The organism is Daejeonella lutea (assembly GCF_900168015.1).
GTDB lineage: Bacteria > Bacteroidota > Bacteroidia > Sphingobacteriales > Sphingobacteriaceae > Daejeonella > Daejeonella lutea.
The window spans coordinates 157,067-177,985 of record NZ_FUYR01000005.1 but is presented as its reverse complement, the minus strand read 5'-3'; the positions used below and the strand labels follow the sequence as shown (position 1 = coordinate 177,985).

Sequence of the window (20,919 nt, the reverse complement as noted above, 5' to 3'; positions counted from 1 at the left end):
TGGTACTCTTGTAAACTTCTTAGGAATGAAACGGGTGAACACTATTGGAAGATCTCAGGCGAATAAATGCGTGACCATGGCAGCAATAGCTTACAATCTGAAGAAGCTACTAAAACACAGTTCTGAGAGAGCAAATGACCGACTAAAGCACGCAATTCCATGCCCCATAACCCGTTACACATTGTTTTTTAAGTTGTTAGTCAGATCCAATCAAACTACAATATGAAAACTTCAATTAAGCGAAATACAAACCCGACTTTTATTACGCGCTTGCCTAAAATATCATCATGTTGTGCAACGGTCACTTAGGTCAAAAAGTATGCAAAAACCCCACCGCTGCGTCTGCTGCTTCTGAAGTTACTGCTAGGGCCTGGCTTGTGCAGTCCGCACCAGCCGAGGCGGAAAAAACGTGAATGAAGAGTCAGTACTTTGGCTTAAGAGACGTACACGTCGCTTAGCTGGTGTGGAAGCGGTCCGCACAAGGCGGACGCAGGCAGGCGTACCTAACGTAAAGGAAAGTTCCATAGTTCGTTGGGTAGCTGACATTAATCGCTCTTCAGTCTTTGCAAGTCGCAGAACTCGCCCTCTTGAGATTTGGCAGTAAAGGCGCGTTTTAGAGCCTAGAAACTGTTCGTCAATGTTTACTACCCCTCAAGCAATGCAGAAGTGTTGCAGAGACATTAATCAGTTGCAATGGCATTCACACGGCTTGGATTGCGCCATGGGTCTAAAGCGTGAATTTACAACAAATGTCGAGCAGGCGCGGGCTTTTTGCCTACTTTTTTGCCTGCAGAAAAAAGTAGGTGCCATTCCGGCGGCACGAGCGGAACGAAACTTTCATTTTGACCTAAAGCAAAAGAACTAGGCCATCCCGTGGCTATGAGCGGGGATATCGTGTACGTCAACAACCCGGTCCTTTTTGCGATATCTTAAAATATTTTTTCTCTCCAATGCAACTAAAACCACCATCCAAACATCTTACATTTAAAGCATATGAATTTGGATCATAAATTTACTATAGATAGTTTATTGGAGGGTTGTAAAAGGGGGGATAGGAAAGCGCAGGAGAATCTTTACAGAACTCTGGCCTCAAAAATGATGGGGGTGTGTATGCGTTATGCGAAAGATACTTATGAAGCTGAAGATGTGCTGCAAATGGGTTTTGTTAAAGTCTTCCAAAAAGTCTCTGAATTTCGCGGCGACGGATCTTTTGAAGGTTGGATTAGACGGATAATGGTTAATACGGCGATAGAAAGCTACCGTAAGAATTTGCGAACATTAAATATCGTTGATATTGACGAAGTGTATGACCAGCCGCAAAGCACTTTTGACATGAGCGGTCTGGAACTGAAAGATTTGATGAAGCTGGTTCAGGGCTTATCTAATGGTTACCGGCTTGTCTTTAACATGTATGTGATCGAGGGTTTTTCGCATAAAGAAATCGCTGAACAACTGGGAATAAGTGAAGGAGCATCAAAATCACAGCTGTCACGCGCCCGGACTATATTAAAAGAAAAAATTATTAAAATGGAGGGATCAGATTATGCATCGAATATCGGATAAAGAATTAGACAAATTATTTCAACAACGGTTTGCGGATGCGGAATTTCAGCCTTCAGCTGAAGTATGGGGTAAGATTGCTTCAAAGATGGATCAGAAGCAGAAAGTAAAAAGAACTTTCCCTGTTTTCTGGATGGCAGCAGCAAGTGTTGTAGCTGTAATTGGTGCGGGTTTGTGGTTTTACCGGCCGGTAGAGGTAATCAGGCTACAGGGTACTCAGCAGGAAATGGTTGAAAATACTCCGGAGGATGTAGTAACAGATATCGCCACCGGCGAAAGAGTGATGGACCATGTTCATCCGGAAATCAAAGGCTTCGACTTTTCTAAATTAGCAGCTTCTGAAGATAAGTCTTATGAGACACCTGTAGCGGTGACAATACAGGAAAGATCATCAGAATCATCTCCAAAGCAGGAGGTTATAGCAGCAAACAGTTCGCGAAGGAATGTTCCTGAGGCAGTACAATCCAGGAAGGAAGTCAAGGTGCCACGATATGATGGTGATCAGTCGCAGCTGGATGTTACCAAGCCAGATATGATCGCTAGTGCTGATGTAGTGAAGGAAGATCTTTCAGCGGAGCCGGAGCAGGTTGCTCCGAAACGGATTCGTAGCGTAGGCAGCCTGGTAAATTTTGTGATCTCTAAAGTCGATCGAAGAGAAGACAAGATCATTGAGTTCAAAGATGGTGATGAGGGATCAGAAGTGTCGGGAATAAATTTAGGGCTGATAAAGTTGAAAAGCAGAAATCGGTAGAGATGGGTTTGGGGATTATCAAGTGCCAAGTAGCAAGTATCAAGTATCAAGTATCAAGTAACAAGTATCAAGTAGCAAGAATAAGAATTTAGAGTGCGAGCGTGTCATTGCCGGCAAGTATACGAGCGCTTCGGATAAATAGTAAACAGTATAGAGAACAATTACAAAAACAGACATGAAAAGATTATTAATTAGCGCTCTCGTTATATTTTTAACAGCGCCCGGCTTTGCTCAGGACAATAAGAAAGATACGGTATTGGTTATTACCGCGGATACCGTTAAAAACAACAATAAGAAAAGTATCACCATACGCATTGGTAGCAATGGGAAGGATACCACGGTAACAGAAATTAAACCTTCCTCAGGATTTTCGGTTCAGTTTGTTGCTGCTCGCTTTGACCTCGGTTTAAGCACGTACCGGGATAATGGAAGCTTTACCCTGCAGCCGGCTAATTCATACCTGGAGCGCGAGACGTGGAAGAGCAGTAATTTCGGATTTGAGTTTTTCCAGATGGGGTATCGCTTTAACAGTTACTTTAAGATTTATACTGGAGCGGGGCTTGACTGGAATCACATGCGCCTTAAGCAAAATATCACTTTCCAGAAAGACAAGCCGACACTTACCTACGTTACTGAGACCATAGATTTCAAGAAAAATCGCTTTTCCAGTCAGTACCTGAGGATTCCACTGTCAATCCAACTGCGTACGAAAGACGACAGGAAGGGCAATAAACTGAACTTCGTATTTGGGCCGGAAGTGGGCTTCCTGCTGAACGGCAAAATTAAGCAGGTTAGCTCTGAGAATGGCAAAGACAAATCTAAAGATGATTATAATTTCAATCCTTTCAGGTATGGAGCCTTTGCAAGGCTAGGGTATGGCGGCACGGGGGTATATGTCAAATACTATGGAAATGATGTATTCGCTGATGGTCAGGGACCTAAGGATTTCAAAAACCTCGCTTTTGGAATAATGCTGGGATTTTAAAAGAAGTATCAAGTATCAAGACCTAAGACTGCTATAGCTAACTATAGCAGTTTTTTTATGACTTGCTGAATTAATTGTGAGTGCTTTGCCCGCTGTAGCGTGAGCGAAGGCGGGTTTTGTTATATTTGGAACATGTCCGAAACTATGATCTCATTAAAGAGCGTAAGCAAGCATTATTCTGTCGACCTGACTGCAGGAGTAAGCGACATCAGCCTGACGATTGAAAAAGGTCAATTTATTGCAATCGTTGGAGAGAGCGGGAGCGGGAAAAGCACACTGTTAAAACTCATCTTTGGGACTCTTGCTCCAAACGAGGGAGAGCTTACTTTCAATGGCGAGCACATTCCTGGACCACACGAGAAGCTGATACCGGGCCACGATTCAATGAAGATGCTGAGCCAGGATTTCAATCTTAACCTTTACGCCAAGGTCTACGAAAATATCGAGAGCATGCTTTCGAATGAAAATGTGCAGGAGAAAAAGCAGCGGTCACTGGATATGATGGCATTGCTGGGAATTAGTGAATTGGCTGAAAAAAGAATTGTGGAGTTAAGCGGAGGTGAGCAGCAGCGGGTAGCGCTGGCAAGGGCAATTATTACAAGGCCTGAGGTTTTGCTCCTTGACGAGCCTTTCAGCCAGCTCGATGCTGTACTAAAGACACAGTTTCGTGCCGATTTAAAGAAATTAGGCAATGATCTCGGAATCACGATTATTATGGTTTCACATGATCCGGTTGATGGACTGACTTTGGCAGATAAAATGTTTATTCTAAAAGATGGCAGGCTGATCGAATCGGGCGAGCCTGTAGCGGTCTATAATAATCCTTTACATATTTACACAGCCCGTTTATTAGGGAATGCTTTTTTCCTGCCTTCCGATGAGGCTAAACTTATGGGCATACGGAGCAAAGCACAGCATGTAATGATCTACCCTGAATGGGTACAGCTGAAGAGCACCTGGGCCAGTAAGAAATATGAAATTGAGGAGATTTTTTTCAGGGGCTTTTATGAAGATTTGCTGCTGGAGCGTAAGGGGATTAGGATTCATGCGGTAAACACTAAGCCGGGGATGTATAAGAAAGGGCAGGGGGTGCAGGTGGTGATTGAGAGGTGGCTGGAATTTGATTAGGAGAATTTTTGTCTTAATTAGGATTCCCAGGATGGTAGGATTTGAGGATTAAGTTGCTCGACTTAATTGAGTTATCGGGTACTTATTTACGTTTTTAGTCATAATCAGTATAATTGATTATGATACATGGCGAACTAACCCATCAAATTATCGGTTGTGCTATGGAAGTACACAGTACTTTAGGTGCCGGATTTCAGGAAGTTATTTATCAACGAGCGCTAGCAATTGAAATGGACAAGCGAGGTTTGTTATTTGAGCGTGAAATGGGAATGTCTATTTTTTATGATGAAATACAAATTGGAACCAGGCGGGTTGATTTCTTTGTCGGAGATATAATAATGGTTGAATTGAAAGCCTTATCCAAATTGGAAGATATTCATATAAACCAGGCCATGAATTATTGTCAAGCCTACAACCTGCCTGTGGGCTTGTTAATCAATTTTGGCGCCAAGAGCTTGCAATTTAAGCGCGTTTATAATCTAAACCATCCTGATAATCAATCTAAGGTTAACTGATTTTTAATTTGGAAACAAAAATGGTAGAAAGATAAGACCGAGATCCTATCATCCTACCATCTTACTCATCCTAGTCCAGACAAAATACTGGTCCAGACAAAAGCCCTACTTAATCTTATTCGCCAGCCAGTCTCCAACTTCACTCGTCCTATACGCCTTCTTATCCCCTGATAGATCCTCAGTCACCACGCCTTCAGCCAATGACTGATTAACAACTGATCTTATTAATTCTGCTTCTTCCTTTAATCCGAATGCGTCCTCAAACATCATAGCTGCTGAAAGTACCGTCGCCAGCGGGTTTGCAATATCTTTTCCAGCTGCCTGCGGGTATGAGCCGTGAATTGGCTCAAATAGGCTGGTATGGAGACCGATCGACGCCGACGGCATCAATCCCATCGAGCCGGAAATTACAGAAGCTTCATCGGTAAGTATATCTCCAAACAGATTTTCAGTAATTAAGACATCATATGAACTTGGCCATTGAACCAGGCGCATTGCTACAGCGTCTACAAATTCATAGCTCACTGTTACTTCAGGATAATCCTTTTCCATATCCTGGACAGTTTCTCTCCAAAGCCTTGAACTTTCCAGAACATTAGCTTTATCCACACAACATAACTTTTTGCTGCGGGTCATGGCCATTTCAAAACCTAGTTTTGCCAGGCGTATGATCTCATCGCGGGTATAGGTACAAGTGTCAAAAGCGGTATTCCCATTATCTTTTCTACCGCGTTCGCCAAAATAAATTCCTCCTGTAAGCTCCCTTAGGATGATGAGATCGGTTCCTTCGATACGCTCTCTTTTCAAAGGCGAATTATCAATTAATGACGGGAAAGTAAATGTTGGGCGAACATTTGCGAATAGTCCCAATTTCTTTCTCATTTTCAGCAAGCCCTGTTCCGGGCGAACAGGTGCTTTCGGGTCATTGTCATATTTAGGGTGACCAATCGCTCCGAATAAAATGGCATCGGCAGCCATGCAAATCTCGTGAGTTGAATCAGGGTAGGGTTCACCCACTTCGTCAATTGCACAAGCACCAGTAATAGCAGGTGTCCAGGTAATTTCATGTCCAAATTTCGCAGCTATCGCATCGGATACTTTTACTGCCTGCTCAATTACTTCCGGACCAATTCCGTCTCCTGCTAGTAAGGCTATATTTAATTTCATATGTTTATAAGTTGTACGTTATCCGTCGTAAGTTTTCGGTTGTTAGTTGTAAGTCTTTGGTTGTTGATGGTTGCCGGAATGAGTGAACTAGACGCATGGTACGCCAATTTAACCACTAATAGCCGTCAATGAACCAACTAAATTATATTAAGCATTTTCTGCGTTGATTTGATCGCACAAACAGTTTGATCTGAATCTAATCCGCGGGTTATAAATTTTTTAGAAGGAGTCTCCCAGGTGATGATCGTTTCACATAGCGCATCAGAATTACTTCCGGGTGCGATGCGGACAGCATAGTCAATCAGTTTTGGCAGGCAAAGTTCCTTTTTGGTATAAACTTTAGTAAGAGCTTTCATAAATGCATCGAACTGGCCATCACCCTGAGCGTTTTCTTCAAAGATCTCGCCATCAATACGAACGGAAATTGTTGCCGAAGGACGTAAACCTTTCGAATGCGTCAATACATATGATTCAACGATCACTTTATCAGCATAGGTATTGCTATCTAACACATCTGAAATTATGTAAGGCAGATCTTCTTTCGTTACGGTTTCTTTTTTGTCGCCGAGTTCTATAACCCTTTGGGTTACCTTTTTCAAATCTTCGTCGCTTAATTTCAAGCCAAGTTCCTGCAGGTTTTTCTCAATATTCGCTTTACCGGATGTTTTTCCCAGAGCATAAGTTCGTTTCCGGCCAAATCGCTCGGGTAACAGGTCGTTGAAGTACAGGTTATTTTTATTGTCACCATCGGCATGGATACCTGCTGTTTGAGTGAAAACATTCTCCCCTACAATAGGTTTGTTTGCCGGGATTCGAACCCCCGAGAAGGTTTCGACCAGCTTGCTTACCGTATAGATATAGGATTCTTTAATCGAAGTTTCGACATCTGGAATAAAATCATTGATCACAGCCACAGCGCTCGACATCGAGGCGTTACCAGCACGCTCACCCATGCCATTTACGGTTAGGTGCAGGCCGTTTATACCAGCCTTTATCGCCTCCATGATATTGGCGTTACCGAGATCATAGTCGTTATGAGCGTGGAAGTCAAAATGCAGCTTAGGATAGCGTTTTCTGAGAACGTCTATAAAACTAAAAGTCTCACAGGGTGTAAGAACACCCAGTGTATCCGGAAGCATTACTCTCAGCACAGGCTGTGTCGAAATGAAATCAATGTATTGATACACATAATCTGGCGAATTTCTCATCCCATTACTCCAGTCTTCCAGATATACATTTGTGGCAATCCCAAACGACTTAGCGGAAGCAATCACCTCGGCAATCTCAGAAAAGTGTTGCTCAGGAGTTTTCTTCAACTGATGGGTTAAGTGATTCATCGATCCCTTTGTCAGAAGATTTTGAACCCTCACACCAGCCTTATTCATCCAATCAATAGAAACGCCATTGTCGACAAACGATAAGACCTCTATATTATTAGTATAACCGTTTGTCCCGGCCCAGTCCATTATTGCTTTTACAGAAGCAAATTCCCCATCAGAGACTCTTGCTGAAGCAACCTCCACCCGATCGACATTAAGCTCTGCCAGTAACAGCTGAGTTATGGTCAGCTTTTCCGAAATGGAAAAGGAAACTCCGGATGTTTGTTCCCCATCCCGGAGAGTCGTGTCCATTATTTCAATTTTCCTTTTCACCCTTTTTGCGCTAATCTAAATGACATTGTTATAATGGGAGGTTCGCCGCAAATTCCTGGATCTCACCCTTGATGTTTTGAAGATAATCTATATCGTCAAAGCCGTTAAGCATGTTATCTTTTTTGTAAGAACTGATATCAAACTTCTCATTTTCACCTGTTGAAAGGAGTGTAATCGTTTGCTCGGGAAGATTAACTTCAATTTCAGTTTTCGGATCTGCTTCAATTGCTTTAAAGATTTTATCGGCAAACTCCGGACTAACCTGTACGGGAAGGACTCCAATGTTCAGGCAGTTATTTTTGAAAATGTCAGCAAAAAAGCTGGAGACTACACACCGGAAGCCGTAATCATATACAGCCCAGGCTGCATGTTCCCGGGATGAACCTGATCCAAAATTCTTTCCTCCTACGAGGATCTTACCACTATAAAGTGGATTGTTTAATACGAAATCTGCTTTTGGAGTGTTATCTGCATTATACCGCCAGTCGCGGAAAAGATTATCTCCAAAGCCAACGCGTTCAGTTGCTTTCAAAAACCTTGCGGGGATAAGCTGATCCGTATCTACATTCTCTATTGCCAACGGAACTGCTGTACTTCGTAATACTGTGAATTTATCGTATGCCATTTTAATATCGTTAGGCGGATTGAACCGCTAGATTAAACTAATTCTTCTATAAGATCTCTTGGATCGGTGACAACTCCGGTCACTGCGGCTGCAGCTGCAACCAATGGGCTAGCAAGCATGGTACGTGATCCCGGGCCTTGTCGTCCTTCAAAGTTTCTGTTTGAAGTACTAACTGCATATTTTCCTGCAGGGATCTTGTCGTCATTCATGGCAAGACACGCAGAACACCCAGGCTGGCGTAACACAAATCCTGCTTCGTTGAAAATATCCAGTAGACCTTCCTCTTTGATCTGAGCTTCAACGATGTGCGACCCAGGGACTAGCCAGGCAGTCACATGATCGGCTTTTTTCCTGCCTTTCACGATGGAAGCGAATGCTCTGAAATCTTCGATCCGGCCATTTGTACAACTTCCTACGAAAACGAAGTCCACCTGCTTGCCGATCATTGAATCTCCTTCATGAAAACCCATATAGTTCAAAGATTTCTCATAGGTAGCAACGCCACCTTCCACATCTTCGGCGTCAGGGATATTGTGAGAAATTCCCATACCCATTCCCGGGTTGGTTCCGTATGTGATCATCGGTTCAATTGCCGAACCATCGAATGTATATTCCTTATCGAATACGGCATCAGGATCAGTTTTCAATGTTTTATAGTATGCCAGTGCACGATCCCATGCTTCCCCTTTCGGACTGAATTCACGGCCTTTAACGTAGTCTATAGTAGTCTGGTCTGGAGCGATCATGCCACCGCGAGCGCCCATCTCAATACTTAGGTTACAGACCGTCATGCGGCCTTCCATTGTCATGTTTTCAAAAACATCGCCTGCATATTCAACAAAATATCCGGTTGCTCCCGAAGTAGATAGCTGAGATATAATGAATAAAGCAACGTCTTTTGGAGTCACTCCTTTGCCGAGCTTGCCGTTAATATTGATCCTCATTTTTTGAGGTTTCGGCTGCATAATACATTGAGTTGAAAGAACCATTTCAACTTCAGATGTACCAATGCCAAAGGCTATAGCACCAAAGGCGCCATGTGTTGAAGTGTGTGAATCGCCGCAAACGATTGTTGCCCCTGGCTGGGTAATACCATATTCCGGTCCAACAACATGAACGATACCATTTTTTTGATGACCTAATCCCCAGTGACTGATCCCATATTCATTTGAATTGGATTCCAGTGCTTTTAACTGGTTAGCTGAAAGCGGATCGGCAACCGGTAAATGTTGGTTCCATGTTGGAGTATTGTGATCGGCGGTAGCGAAAGTACGCTCCGGGTATAAAACTCTGATGCCTCGGCTTTTTAATCCTAGAAAAGCTACCGGACTTGTAACTTCATGGATAAGGTGACGATCAATAAATAACACGTCGGGGCCCCCTTCTATCTTACGGACCACGTGAGTGTCCCACACCTTGTCAAATAATGTCTTGCTCATTTTTTTTTAAGTTATACGTTATAAGTTATACGTTGTAAGTAGCTGACGCCCGTTTTAACGTATCTATTGTCTTAGTATTTGTTCTTTGTCCGTTTAAACGAATTTGTTCAGCGCATCCAGATATGCATTTGCCGAAGCCCTTACAATGTCTGTGCTGAAACCATATCCCATATAAGATTTTCCTTCATCGGTAACGCGCATATCAACCTTGCTCACATCATCGCTTCCACTATGAATCGCGTGAATGTTGAATTCTTTAATATTAAAATTGCGTCCTATAATCTTTTCAATGGCTTTGATCGTTGCGTCTACCGGACCGTTACCAGTGGCGGTTGCCTTATGATCTTTACCGTTGTAATTAAGATCGATGGTTGCTTCAGGGGCCGACTGATCACCAGTGACAACCTGCAGCGAATTGATGGCTAAACCATTTTTGTAATTCTGCTGAGTTTCATTACCCATCAAGAAGAGAATGTCATCGTCTTTGATTTCTTTTTTGCCATCAGCAAGAACAAGAAAGCGCTCATATACCTGATCAAGATCGATCCGATCGACGCTATATCCCAAACGTTCCAGGTGATGTTTCAATGCATGGCGCCCGCTGCGAGCAGTCAGAATGATCTCCGACTGATCGATACCTACATCTTCAGGATTGATGATCTCATAGGTTTCACGATGTTTCAAAACGCCATCCTGGTGGATACCAGAACTGTGAGCAAATGCATTTTTCCCGACAATCGCCTTGTTAGGCTGAACCGGCATGCGCATCATTCTGCTGACCATGCCACTCAGCTCATATAAATGTTTGCTATTAACTCTGTGATGGTAGTTCAGTGTACGGTGTGTTTTAAGGATCATCACCACTTCTTCGAGAGAAGTATTACCTGCTCGTTCACCAATACCGTTTATTGTGCACTCAACCTGGCGGGCACCATTCTCGATCCCGGCAATACTGTTTGCAGTAGCAAGTCCAAGATCATTATGACAGTGTACAGATATAATTGCCTGATCTATATTTTTGACGTTCTCCTTCAGGTAAAGGATCTTTGACCCATATTGTTCAGGAAGACAATATCCGTTTGTGTCAGGGATATTTACTACTGTGGCACCTGCTGCAATAACCGCTTCCACCATTTTAGCTAAATATTCATTATCCGCCCGGCCTGCGTCTTCTGCGTAGAATTCAATATCCTCTACAAAGCTTTTCGCATATTTTACAGCTTCGACAGCACGCTCAAGGATTGCTTCCCTGGTACTGTTGAACTTGTATTTAATATGCATATCAGAGCTTCCTATACCTGTGTGGATTCGCGGATGTTTTGCAAATTTCAGGGCTTCAGCAGCGCAATCAATATCTCCTTTATTTGCACGGGTTAAGGCGCAGATTATTGGCTCCCGAACAGCCTTCGACAACTCGAGCACGCTCTGAAAATCTCCCGGGCTCGAAATGGGGAAACCCGCTTCGATAACATCAACACCAAGGTTCTCCAGAGCCTTGCCTATTTCTATTTTTTCAATAGTTGATAACTGGCATCCTGGTACCTGTTCTCCATCGCGGAGCGTGGTGTCAAAAATGTAAATTCGGTTTGGGTCGTGTAACATATCTTTTTTTAATGTAGGTTCAGGTGTTCACTGAACCCTATTGTAATGGATTAAACCATTAAGTTCTTATTAGTCTTTACTCTTTCAAATTCTTCGATCATATCCTGCTGGCTCAAGATGTAGTCTGTATCATTATGTCCTTCGATTAAGCCCTTGTCGTCAAATGACGATTGACTTACACTCTCCTGGGCTTTATTGTTCATTAGTTTTGAGAGGCCGATGCCATAATTGCCTGGCCTAATATCTTCAGCATCAAATTCGAGGACTTCATCAAATACTGAAGCTTCGTCGGAAAATAAGTATTTCCAGCCTTCAGGGTACTGTTCCAAAACGTTTGCGGAAATCAAACCTAAGTCCCTCAAATAATCAAATGTTAATGCGTCCGGGGCCATAATGCCCCCAATAGCACCAATTTCCCGGCTCATATTGCAGATTGCCATACGCCCGTCCATATCAAGGTTTAAGATGGTATCACCACTAAACTCAATAAAATAACCACTAGCACCATCAGAAGAAATTTCAGCAATTAAATAATGGTTGATATCTTTTGATCCAAGGCCTTTTTCCAGCTTACCATTTACCTCAATCTTCATTCTTTTCGGCTTTTGCTTCAACAGACACTGTGTTGCGAGAACTTGCTCTACCTGGCCTTCATGGACACCAAGTGCAATAACTCCTAAAGCCCCAAGGTTATCTGTGTTGTCAGGATCACAAACGATAGTTTGTCCCGGAAAACCTATCAGGCTACCATCAAAATTTCGCTGCTGCCCTGATGCTTCAATTCCAAAGTCGCTGCAATTTCTGTTAAGTAAATCTAAATGGAATCGTTCCAAATCGCTCAGTGGAATATGCGCAGTGTATTCCGGCTCACTTATGGGCACTGTTTGCTTCGGACGGAAAACCGGCATATTGCGCTTGCGAAGGGAATCAAAAGCTCGCGGGCTGGTTAATTTATTGATGAAATGTGTATCAATAAATAACGTATCAGGGAAGCCAGAACTCCTGCTTACTATATGCTCATTCCAAATTTTATCGAACAGTGTAAGTGCCATTTTTGAGTTGGAGGTTATAAGTTGTAAGTTTTAAGTGTCCGGACGGCGTCTAGAAACTTATAACTTACAACTTAGGATTCCTGCCTGTGCGCAGGCAGCTAAAACTTATTACTTCTCCGGTTGATTCTCCGGTCTCAAGCTTCTTACCGCCTGACCAGCCTGCCATATTTCACTATCGCGAACTGTTTTAAGTTCAGCCTCGAGTTTCACACGGTAATCCGGTTCGCTGTTTAATTTGATTGTGCGCTCAGCTTCTTTTCCTGAAGCAACACTTTTGTATAGCTCGTCGAATACTGGCTGAGTTGCATCACGGAATTTTCCTTTCCAATCCAAAGCACCACGTTGTGCAGTAGTTGAACAATTTGCGTACATCCAATCCATTCCGTTTTCTGCTACCAGCGGCATCAAGCTTTGTGTAAGCTCTTCTACTGTTTCATTAAATGCTTCAGAAGGGGAGTGACCGTTATTCCGAAGGGTGTTATACTGCGCTTCGAAGATTCCAGCAATAGCGCCCATCAGAGTACCACGTTCGCCTGTAAGGTCAGAGAATACTTCCTTTCGGAAATCTGTCTCAAACAAGTATCCGGATCCAACGCCAATACCTAATGCAATCGCGCGGGTTCTTCCTTTTCCTGTTGCATCCTGGTGGATTGCAAACGAAGAGTTCAAGCCTTTTCCGGCAAGGAACAAACGACGAAGTGAAGTTCCTGAACCCTTAGGAGCAACAAGAATTACATCTACATCTGCAGGAGGAACAATACCCGTTTGGTCTTTGTAAGTAATACCAAATCCGTGAGAAAAATAAAGGGCTTTTCCCGGAGTTAAGTATTTTTTGATGGTAGGCCAAAGCGCTATCTGACCAGCATCCGATAAAAGATATTGAATGATAGTGCCTTTTTCAGCAGCCTCTTCGATTTCGAAAAGTGTTTCACCGGGAACCCATCCATCAGCAATAGCTTTGTCCCAGGTTTTTGAATCCTTACGCTGGCCGATGATAACGTTGATACCATTGTCGCGCAGATTTAATGCCTGTCCCGGCCCCTGAACACCGTAACCAATAATTGCTACGGTTTCATCTTTTAAGACTTCACGTGCTTTGTCTAAAGGGAATTCTTCGCGGGTTACTACTTCTTCATTAACTCCACCGAAATTGATTGTTGCCATATTGTTTGTTTTTACTTTTGTTGTGTTGCTTGTTTATGATTTCTTGTTATTGTCTTCTACATAGTGAAGATCTTCTGACCGTTGTTCAGATACTCATTTTCTGAGACCTCTTCTCCGGGCTCTAATCTTTCGAATTCGCGTAATTTTCTATTGAATCCATCGCTGTCTTTGATGATAGCCACACGTGCACTTCTTACAAATTCAATTAAACCAAATGGCTGGAGAATTTTTATCAGTGCATCGGTTTCTTCACGGTGACCTGTAGTCTCGAATACCGTGTAATCTTTACGGATCACCACCGCACGGGCGCCATTTTCGCGAAGTAAGCGTTCCACGCTTGCTTTTTCCGCAATGATATCAGTAGGCACTTTATATAAGGCTAGTTCCTGCCAGATGACATCCTCATTGGTGTTGAAGTATACCTTGAGTACTTCCACCTGCTTTTCTATCTGACGGGATAACTTTCTAACCACGTCCTCCGTTTCGTTTACCACGATGTTGAAGCGATGAATACTTTCAATCTCTGACGGGGAAGTGTTTAAACTATCTATATTTATTTTCCTTCGGGTGAAAATGATCGCGATCCGGTTGAGAAGGCCGATTTGATTTTCCGTGTAAACCGTAATGTTAAATTCCTGTTTAGCCGGATATATTTCTGTATTTTTCTGAGTGCTCATATTAGTCTCTTTTATTCAGCTTATTTAAGCCTGATCTCTGCCACACTGCATCCTTGTGGTACCATTGGGAATACATTATTTTCTTTAGTTACCATTACTTCCAGCAGGAATGATCCTTTGTGATCGATCATTGCTTTAAGCGAATCGTTCAGGTTTTCACGCTCTGAAACTGTTTTACCAGCGATCCCATAGGCTGCAGCAAGAGCAACAAAATCTGGGCTGGCAATATCAACGAATGAATAGCGGTGCTCATTAAATAGCTCCTGCCATTGACGGACCATACCTAAGAAGCGATTGTTTAGGATCAGAATCTTTACATCAATTCCGCTTTGCATTATCGTTCCGAGTTCCTGTAGGGTCATTTGAAAACCCCCGTCTCCAATTACAGCAACGACTGTTCGTTCAGGTGCACCGAACTTAGCACCAATGGCAGCTGGTAAAGCAAAGCCCATGGTGCCAAGACCTCCGCTGGTTACATTGCTGCGGGTCTGATTTAACTTTGCATACCGGCAGGCCACCATTTGGTGCTGACCAACATCCGTTACAATAACTGCATCGCCGTTTGTAAGCTGATTCAACTGGTGAATTACTTCTCCCATTGTAAGCTCTCCCGATCCAGGATGAATCTCGGCATTGATAACAGCTTCAACTTCTTTGCTTGCGTAGTCCTTAAATTTAGCAAGCCATTCGGGATATGATTTTCCCTCAATAAGCTCAGTAAGTGCAGGCAACGTTTCCTTACAATCTCCCCAAACGGGTACCGTTGTCTGTACGTTTTTATCTATCTCTGATGGATCGATGTCCAGGTGAACTACTTTAGCCTGTTTTGCATATTTATCAAGGCGGCCGGTAACTCGGTCGTCGAATCTCATTCCGATCGCGATAAGCACATCACACTCGTTGGTAAGAACGTTCGGACCGTAGTTGCCATGCATCCCAAGCATTCCTACATTCAAAGGATGATCAGTTGGTATTGCGCCTGCACCCAGAATAGTCCATGCCGAAGGTATCCCGCTTTTTTCAACGAAAGCCTTGAATTCCTTTTCCGCTTCACCAAGAATTACACCCTGTCCCCAAAGAACAAAAGGCTTCTTTGCAGAGTTTATCAGGTCGGCGGCCTTTTGAATATATTCTTTACGGACGATCGGCTTCGGACGGTAGCTACGAATATGATTACAAGGTGTATATCCCGCGAAATCGAATTTCTGGATTTGCGCGTTTTTTGTAATATCGATCAAGACCGGTCCGGGCCTTCCACTTCTCGCGATGTAAAAAGCTTTGCTGATTACCTCCGGGATTTCAGTAGCATCAGTTACCTGATAATTCCACTTCGTTACGGGTGTAGTTATATTGATAACATCTGTTTCCTGAAACGCATCCGTACCCAGAAGATGAGCAAACACCTGACCTGTAATACAAACCAAAGGCGTGCTGTCGATCATTGCATCAGCCAGGCCAGTCACAAGATTAGTAGCTCCAGGCCCGCTGGTTGCGAAAACAACACCTACTTTTCCCGAAGTGCGCGCAAATCCCTGGCCGGCGTGGATGCCACCCTGTTCATGTCTGACTAGTATGTGGTTGAGTTTCTCTTTATAGTCATATAAAGCATCATAGATTGGCATGATTGCTCCACCCGGATAACCGAATATAACTTCGGTACCCTCGGTTATCAATGCTTCCAGTAAAGCTACAGAACCTGAAACTTCAACTGTTTTAGTTTCGGCTGATTTGGCTAATTCCTGTTGCGCTATTTCCATAATAATATCTTTAAGTTTTGTCTGAACCGTTTGTACGTTTCCACGACAGGTTCTTTTTTATGCTTCGTCTGTAACGCAGCCCTCGCTTGCGTTTTTTACTTGTCTGAAATATTTGAATAATACACCATTCTTGACAGGAGGCTCTGGTTGTTTCCATAGCGCTCTTCTGCTGGCCATTTCATCATCTGAGATCATCAGGTTTATCGAATTTTTTACTGCGTCCAGTTCAATAATGTCATTGTCTTTCACGAGACCGATATTTCCGCCTTCAAATGCTTCAGGTGTAATATGACCGACGACAAAACCGTGAGTTCCGCCAGAAAAACGTCCATCTGTTATGAGGGCTACTGACGAGCCCAGGCCTGCACCAAAGATCGCTGAAGTGGGTTTTAGCATCTCCGACATTCCCGGCCCCCCTTTTGGACCGACATATCGAATTACAACAACATCTCCTGCTTTCACTTTTCCGCTATTAATACCTGCGATCAGCTCAAATTCTCCGTCGAAAACCCTTGCAGGCCCCGTGAACTTTTCTCCTTCTTTGCCGCTAATCTTTGCTACAGACCCCTGAGGTGCCAGATTACCATAAAGCATTTGTAAGTGGCCAGTTTTTTTAACGGGGTTTTCGTAGGGCAGAATAACATCCTGGGTTTCGAAGTTCAGGTCAACGGCATCAGCCACATTTTCTGCAAGAGTTTTGCCGGTTACTGTAAGACAATCTCCATGTACCAGGCCTTTGCTCAGCAAGTATTTTAATACTGCTGGCATTCCGCCGATGTTGTGGACATCCTCCATCATATATTTACCGCTCGGCTTTAAGTCAGCGATAACGGAAGTTTCATCACTCACTTTCTGGAAGTTTGCAAGTTCAAGCTTAATACCAACAGACTTTGCCATTGCAATAAGGTGAAGCACTGCATTTGTTGAACCCCCCAAGACCATAACAGTTACAATAGCATTATGAAATGCTTTTTCTGTCATGATATCTTTTGGTTTTATATCTTTTTCAAGCAGAATGCGGATATATTTACCCGCTTCTAAACATTCGTCTTTCTTCTCCTGGCTTAATGCAGGGTATGATGAACTGTACGGGAGGCTCATTCCCAATGCTTCGATCGCTGAGGCCATGGTGTTAGCAGTGTACATTCCCCCGCAGGCGCCGGCGCCGGGACAAGCATGTTCGATAATACCTTGGAAATCTTCCTCGTTCAGGTTGCCGGCAATCTTCTGACCTAAAGCTTCGAACGCTGAAACTATATTAAGGGACTGCCCTTTATAATTTCCAGAATGAATACTCCCTCCGTAAACCATAATAGCCGGTCGGTTCAGCCTTCCCATAGCCATTATTGCTCCAGGCATATTTTTGTCGCATCCGGGTAAGGCAATCAAACTATCATAATAATGACCTCCACATACAGTTTCTATAGAATCTGCAATCAGATCTCTTGAAACTAAGGAGAAGCGCATTCCCTCAGTGCCGTTTGTAATTCCGTCGCTGATACCTATTGTATGGAACGTCAGGCCCACAAGGTCATTACTCCATACACCTTTTTTGACAACCTGAGCAAGATCGTTTAGATGCATATTGCAGGTATTTCCATCGTAGCCCATACTCACAATACCAACCTGAGCCTTTGCCAGATCTGCTTTCGTCAACCCAATTCCGTGCAGCATAGCCTGCGAGGCCGGTTGTGTCGGATCTTGAGTTACGGTCTTGCTGTATTTATTTAGTTCCATTTAGTCTTTAATTCTATTTTGTTCCCGGTGGCATTTTGCCTGCTGTACTTTTTCGTACGTTTTTTATATTCTTTACTTAAAAAAAAAGCCTTTTCTGTTAGAAGAAGGCGTCGGATTTTAAGTGTGTTAAAACTTTCGCCTATTAAGAGGGAATGAGAATGACTGTAAACAAAATATTAAGGACGAATAGGTTATTTACCACCTTTGGTTTAAAGCAATTTTCTATTAAACTATTCATTCTAAAAACGGTCATCTTATCGTGTTTTTATTAATATCTCAATTTAACCCCTTCATTTATTTATAGCAAGAGTTAAAATATTTTTTTTAATTAAGAATAAGATACTGCAAAAACAAATTATGCGGAATAATATTCCGCATAATTAGACAATTATTGATTATTATTTCGATCACTAGACTAAAACCGTTTTCGGTTCTCAGTTCAAAAAACTATGCTTGCATAGCATGTTGCGTGAATTCTGCCTGAAAATTGGGTTACTGTGAAAAATATGGCACTTAATAGACAATAAAAAGCCCCTTAGATCATAGACCTAAGGGGCTTTTTATTTGTTGTTTAAATCAGGTAGTCTGAGCTCCCTCAGCAAGTACCATAATATTATTATTAATTACTTCGATTACGCCACCTTTTATTAGTATGGTTTCTTCTGTACTGCCGGTTCGAATGATCACCTTTCCATCTTCCAGTGTCGAAACGATAGGAGCGTGGTCTTTAAGTACTTCGAAAGATCCCATCGTACCAGGTACAGTTACGGATCTTACTTCGCCTTCAAATACCTTTTTATCGGGAGTTAAAATTTCTAGTTTCATTTTTGTAGGTTTTAGGCGTTAGGTTTTAGGCATTAAGATTGACCTAATGCCTAATATCTAAAGCCTTCTTATGCGTTCGCTTCTGCTAATAACTTTTTACCTTTCTCGATAGCATCTTCAATTGTTCCAACAAGGTTAAAAGCTGCCTCAGGATATTCATCAACTTCACCATCCATAATCATGTTGAAACCTTTAATAGTATCTTTAATGTCAACCAGTACACCTTTCAGCCCAGTGAACTGTTCAGCAACAAAGAATGGCTGAGAAAGAAAACGCTGAACACGACGTGCACGTCCGACTACTAACTTATCTTCTTCAGAAAGCTCATCCATACCTAAGATGGCAATGATGTCCTGAAGTTCTTTATAACGCTGTAAAATTTCTTTAACCCGTTGTGCTGTGCCGTAGTGCTCATCACCTAGAGTTGCAGCATTCAGAATTCGTGATGTTGAATCTAGAGGATCCACAGCCGGGTAGATACCAAGCTCAGCAATTTTACGTGAAAGTACAGTAGTAGCATCAAGGTGGGCAAAGGTTGTAGCCGGTGCGGGGTCAGTCAAATCATCCGCAGGAACATACACCGCCTGAACTGATGTAATTGAACCACGCTTAGTCGAGGTGATACGCTCCTGCATCAATCCCATCTCAGTTGCAAGAGTTGGCTGGTAACCTACCGCTGATGGCATCCGTCCAAGAAGAGCAGATACTTCAGAACCTGCCTGAGTGAAACGGAAAATGTTATCTACGAAGAAAAGGATGTCCTTTCCTTGTCCTTCTCCATCACCATCACGGAAATATTCAGCTACTGTTAGTCCAGACAAAGCCACACGTGCACGTGCACCAGGAGGCTCATTCATTTGTCCGAATACCAAAGTAGCTTTCGAGTCTTTTAATGCTTCTTTATCAACAGATGCCAAATCCCATCCGCCTTCTTCCATAGAGTGCTTAAACGCATCTCCATAGTTAATAACACCAGATTCGATAAACTCACGCAAAAGGTCATTTCCTTCACGCGTACGCTCTCCAACACCAGCAAATACAGATAACCCTGAGTAAGCTTTAGCGATGTTATTTACAAGTTCCATGATAAGAACTGTTTTTCCAACACCCGCTCCACCAAATAAACCGATCTTTCCACCTTTTGCATAAGGCTCTAACAAGTCAATAACTTTAATACCTGTAAACAGAACTTCTGTTTCAGTTGAAAGCTCATCAAATTTTGGCGGTGTATTGTGAATAGGGTAACCATCTTTGTTATCGATATCATCGATACCATCGATAGCCTGGCCAACGACGTTAAACAAACGTCCTTTGATTTTATCGCCAACCGGCATTTTAATAGCAGCGCCTGTGTCAGTTACGCTCATTCCACGAACTAAACCATCGGTTGAATCCATCGCAACCGCTCTCACGCGATCTTCACCAAGGTGTTGCTGAACTTCAAGAACGATCTTTTGACCGTTATCCTTTACGATTTCAAGAGCATCGTAAATTTTAGGTAAGTGTGCATTGTCAGTGAAGCTAACGTCGACTACAGGTCCGATGATCTGTGCTATTTTTCCAGAGTTTGGCATATAATTTTTGTAAAACTTTATTAAATCAACAATTTACGCCCTTTTTGAAGGGTGTTTTTTGGTCTGCAAAAATACTCTTTATCACCGTAAATCAAATACTTAATTGAGAATTTTTATACAATATTTTGCTTAGTTTTTTTTAAAAGGTTTAGGGATTGATCCGGAGATACAAAAGAGTTGAATTTCGCCAGATTAATTGTGGGTGTTAACACCCAGTAAAACCAAAACTTAAATTGATTGTAGTAAGTAATATCAAACGAAAAACTAAATCAAAACGTCATGAAAACAAACAATCAACTTAAATCACTTTCTATATTTCAGAAAGCTATTTTATCACTTGTAGCAACATTAAGTATTTTCTTAGCATCTGTTAAATCCTTTGCTCAGTCGGTTCCGGAAAAAGTAGAAGTAGACGTCAATACCGGCGGCGACGCAGTGTGGTATGGACAACCATGGGTTTGGGTAGTAGGAGTAGCTTTATTTATCGTTATTATCATTGCGATCACTCGTAATAATAATAGCAGAGCATAATCCCAAAAAGCCGTTTAAGCATCGGACAGGTCCTTGCTTACTATTATTAACCTTTATAATACCGGAAGAGTTTCCTTAAAGAGGGAGCTCTTTCTTTTATTTATCCATATTCATTGGTAAATCTTTTCCTCTATCTGCGCCATAGAATTTAATTATCGATTTAAATAAATTTCGGTTT

The 20,919-nt window shown here is 42.5% G+C and carries 19 protein-coding genes; 7 read left to right on the top strand and 12 right to left on the bottom strand.

The genetic code is table 11. The features are described from left to right. The 6 genes from B5X60_RS18400 to B5X60_RS16770 all read left to right on the top strand — a co-directional run. A partial coding sequence (locus B5X60_RS18400; RefSeq protein ID WP_221406271.1) for a hypothetical protein occupies positions 1-226 on the top strand: 226 nt, incomplete at its 5' end. Between the two features lie 767 nt (positions 227-993). Beyond that, the gene (locus B5X60_RS16790; protein ID WP_079703889.1) at positions 994-1,563 is read left to right on the top strand and encodes an RNA polymerase sigma factor; all 570 of its coding nucleotides are present in this window, start codon (positions 994-996) and stop codon (positions 1,561-1,563) included. Continuing rightward, positions 1,544-2,311, top strand: coding sequence for a hypothetical protein (locus B5X60_RS16785; protein ID WP_079703888.1), 768 nt, complete (start codon positions 1,544-1,546; stop codon positions 2,309-2,311). The genes B5X60_RS16790 and B5X60_RS16785 overlap by 20 nt, the downstream gene beginning before the upstream one ends. Before the next feature lie 175 nt (positions 2,312-2,486). Further along, positions 2,487-3,296: an outer membrane beta-barrel protein gene (locus B5X60_RS16780; protein WP_079703887.1), complete on the top strand. Its 810-nt coding sequence runs from the start codon at positions 2,487-2,489 to the stop codon at positions 3,294-3,296. A gap of 144 nt (positions 3,297-3,440) precedes the next feature. Then, entirely contained in the window at positions 3,441-4,424 is a 984-nt protein-coding gene (locus B5X60_RS16775) for an ABC transporter ATP-binding protein (RefSeq protein ID WP_245803552.1), read from the top strand. Between the two features lie 119 nt (positions 4,425-4,543). Further along, positions 4,544-4,939 carry a GxxExxY protein gene (locus B5X60_RS16770; protein WP_079703885.1) on the top strand — a complete coding sequence of 132 codons (396 nt, stop codon included), beginning with the start codon at positions 4,544-4,546 and terminating at the stop codon, positions 4,937-4,939. Between the two features lie 105 nt (positions 4,940-5,044). Here the strand turns inward: B5X60_RS16770 and leuB are convergent, their stop codons facing one another. The 12 genes from leuB to atpD all read right to left on the bottom strand — a co-directional run bounded on the left by leuB (position 5,045) and on the right by atpD (position 20,210). Then, positions 5,045-6,106 (bottom strand): 3-isopropylmalate dehydrogenase, encoded by a 1,062-nt coding sequence (gene leuB / locus B5X60_RS16765; RefSeq protein ID WP_079703884.1) that lies wholly within the window; start codon positions 6,104-6,106, stop codon positions 5,045-5,047. Between the two features lie 137 nt (positions 6,107-6,243). Next, a complete protein-coding gene (locus tag B5X60_RS16760) occupies positions 6,244-7,737 on the bottom strand; it encodes an alpha-isopropylmalate synthase regulatory domain-containing protein (RefSeq protein WP_079703883.1) in 1,494 nt (497 codons plus the stop codon). A gap of 49 nt (positions 7,738-7,786) precedes the next feature. Then, positions 7,787-8,383: a 3-isopropylmalate dehydratase small subunit gene (leuD, locus tag B5X60_RS16755; protein WP_079703882.1), complete on the bottom strand. Its 597-nt coding sequence runs from the start codon at positions 8,381-8,383 to the stop codon at positions 7,787-7,789. Between the two features lie 32 nt (positions 8,384-8,415). Beyond that, positions 8,416-9,822: a 3-isopropylmalate dehydratase large subunit gene (leuC, locus tag B5X60_RS16750; protein ID WP_079703881.1), complete on the bottom strand. Its 1,407-nt coding sequence runs from the start codon at positions 9,820-9,822 to the stop codon at positions 8,416-8,418. 93 nt (positions 9,823-9,915) lie between these two features. Continuing rightward, positions 9,916-11,424 carry a 2-isopropylmalate synthase gene (locus tag B5X60_RS16745; RefSeq protein WP_079703880.1) on the bottom strand — a complete coding sequence of 503 codons (1,509 nt, stop codon included), beginning with the start codon at positions 11,422-11,424 and terminating at the stop codon, positions 9,916-9,918. A 50-nt stretch (positions 11,425-11,474) separates the two neighbouring features. Next, positions 11,475-12,476, bottom strand: coding sequence for an aconitase family protein (locus B5X60_RS16740; protein ID WP_079703879.1), 1,002 nt, complete (start codon positions 12,474-12,476; stop codon positions 11,475-11,477). 108 nt (positions 12,477-12,584) lie between these two features. Then, positions 12,585-13,640 carry a ketol-acid reductoisomerase gene (ilvC, locus tag B5X60_RS16735; protein ID WP_079703878.1) on the bottom strand — a complete coding sequence of 352 codons (1,056 nt, stop codon included), beginning with the start codon at positions 13,638-13,640 and terminating at the stop codon, positions 12,585-12,587. A gap of 56 nt (positions 13,641-13,696) precedes the next feature. Beyond that, entirely contained in the window at positions 13,697-14,317 is a 621-nt protein-coding gene (ilvN, locus tag B5X60_RS16730; RefSeq protein WP_079703877.1) for an acetolactate synthase small subunit, read from the bottom strand. A gap of 20 nt (positions 14,318-14,337) precedes the next feature. Next, a complete protein-coding gene (gene ilvB, locus B5X60_RS16725) occupies positions 14,338-16,074 on the bottom strand; it encodes a biosynthetic-type acetolactate synthase large subunit (RefSeq protein ID WP_079703876.1) in 1,737 nt (578 codons plus the stop codon). A gap of 57 nt (positions 16,075-16,131) precedes the next feature. Further along, entirely contained in the window at positions 16,132-17,811 is a 1,680-nt protein-coding gene (ilvD, locus tag B5X60_RS16720; protein ID WP_079703875.1) for a dihydroxy-acid dehydratase, read from the bottom strand. Between the two features lie 576 nt (positions 17,812-18,387). Further along, complete coding sequence (gene atpC, locus B5X60_RS16715; RefSeq protein ID WP_079703874.1) at positions 18,388-18,636, bottom strand: ATP synthase F1 subunit epsilon; 249 nt, start codon at positions 18,634-18,636, stop codon at positions 18,388-18,390. A gap of 68 nt (positions 18,637-18,704) precedes the next feature. After that, complete coding sequence (atpD, locus tag B5X60_RS16710) at positions 18,705-20,210, bottom strand: F0F1 ATP synthase subunit beta (RefSeq protein ID WP_079703873.1); 1,506 nt, start codon at positions 20,208-20,210, stop codon at positions 18,705-18,707. Positions 20,211-20,489: 279 nt separating this feature from the next. On the opposite strand from atpD, the gene B5X60_RS16705 reads away from it, so the two are divergent. Continuing rightward, a complete protein-coding gene (locus B5X60_RS16705) occupies positions 20,490-20,741 on the top strand; it encodes a hypothetical protein (protein WP_079703872.1) in 252 nt (83 codons plus the stop codon). Positions 20,742-20,919: the final 178 nt, after the last annotated feature.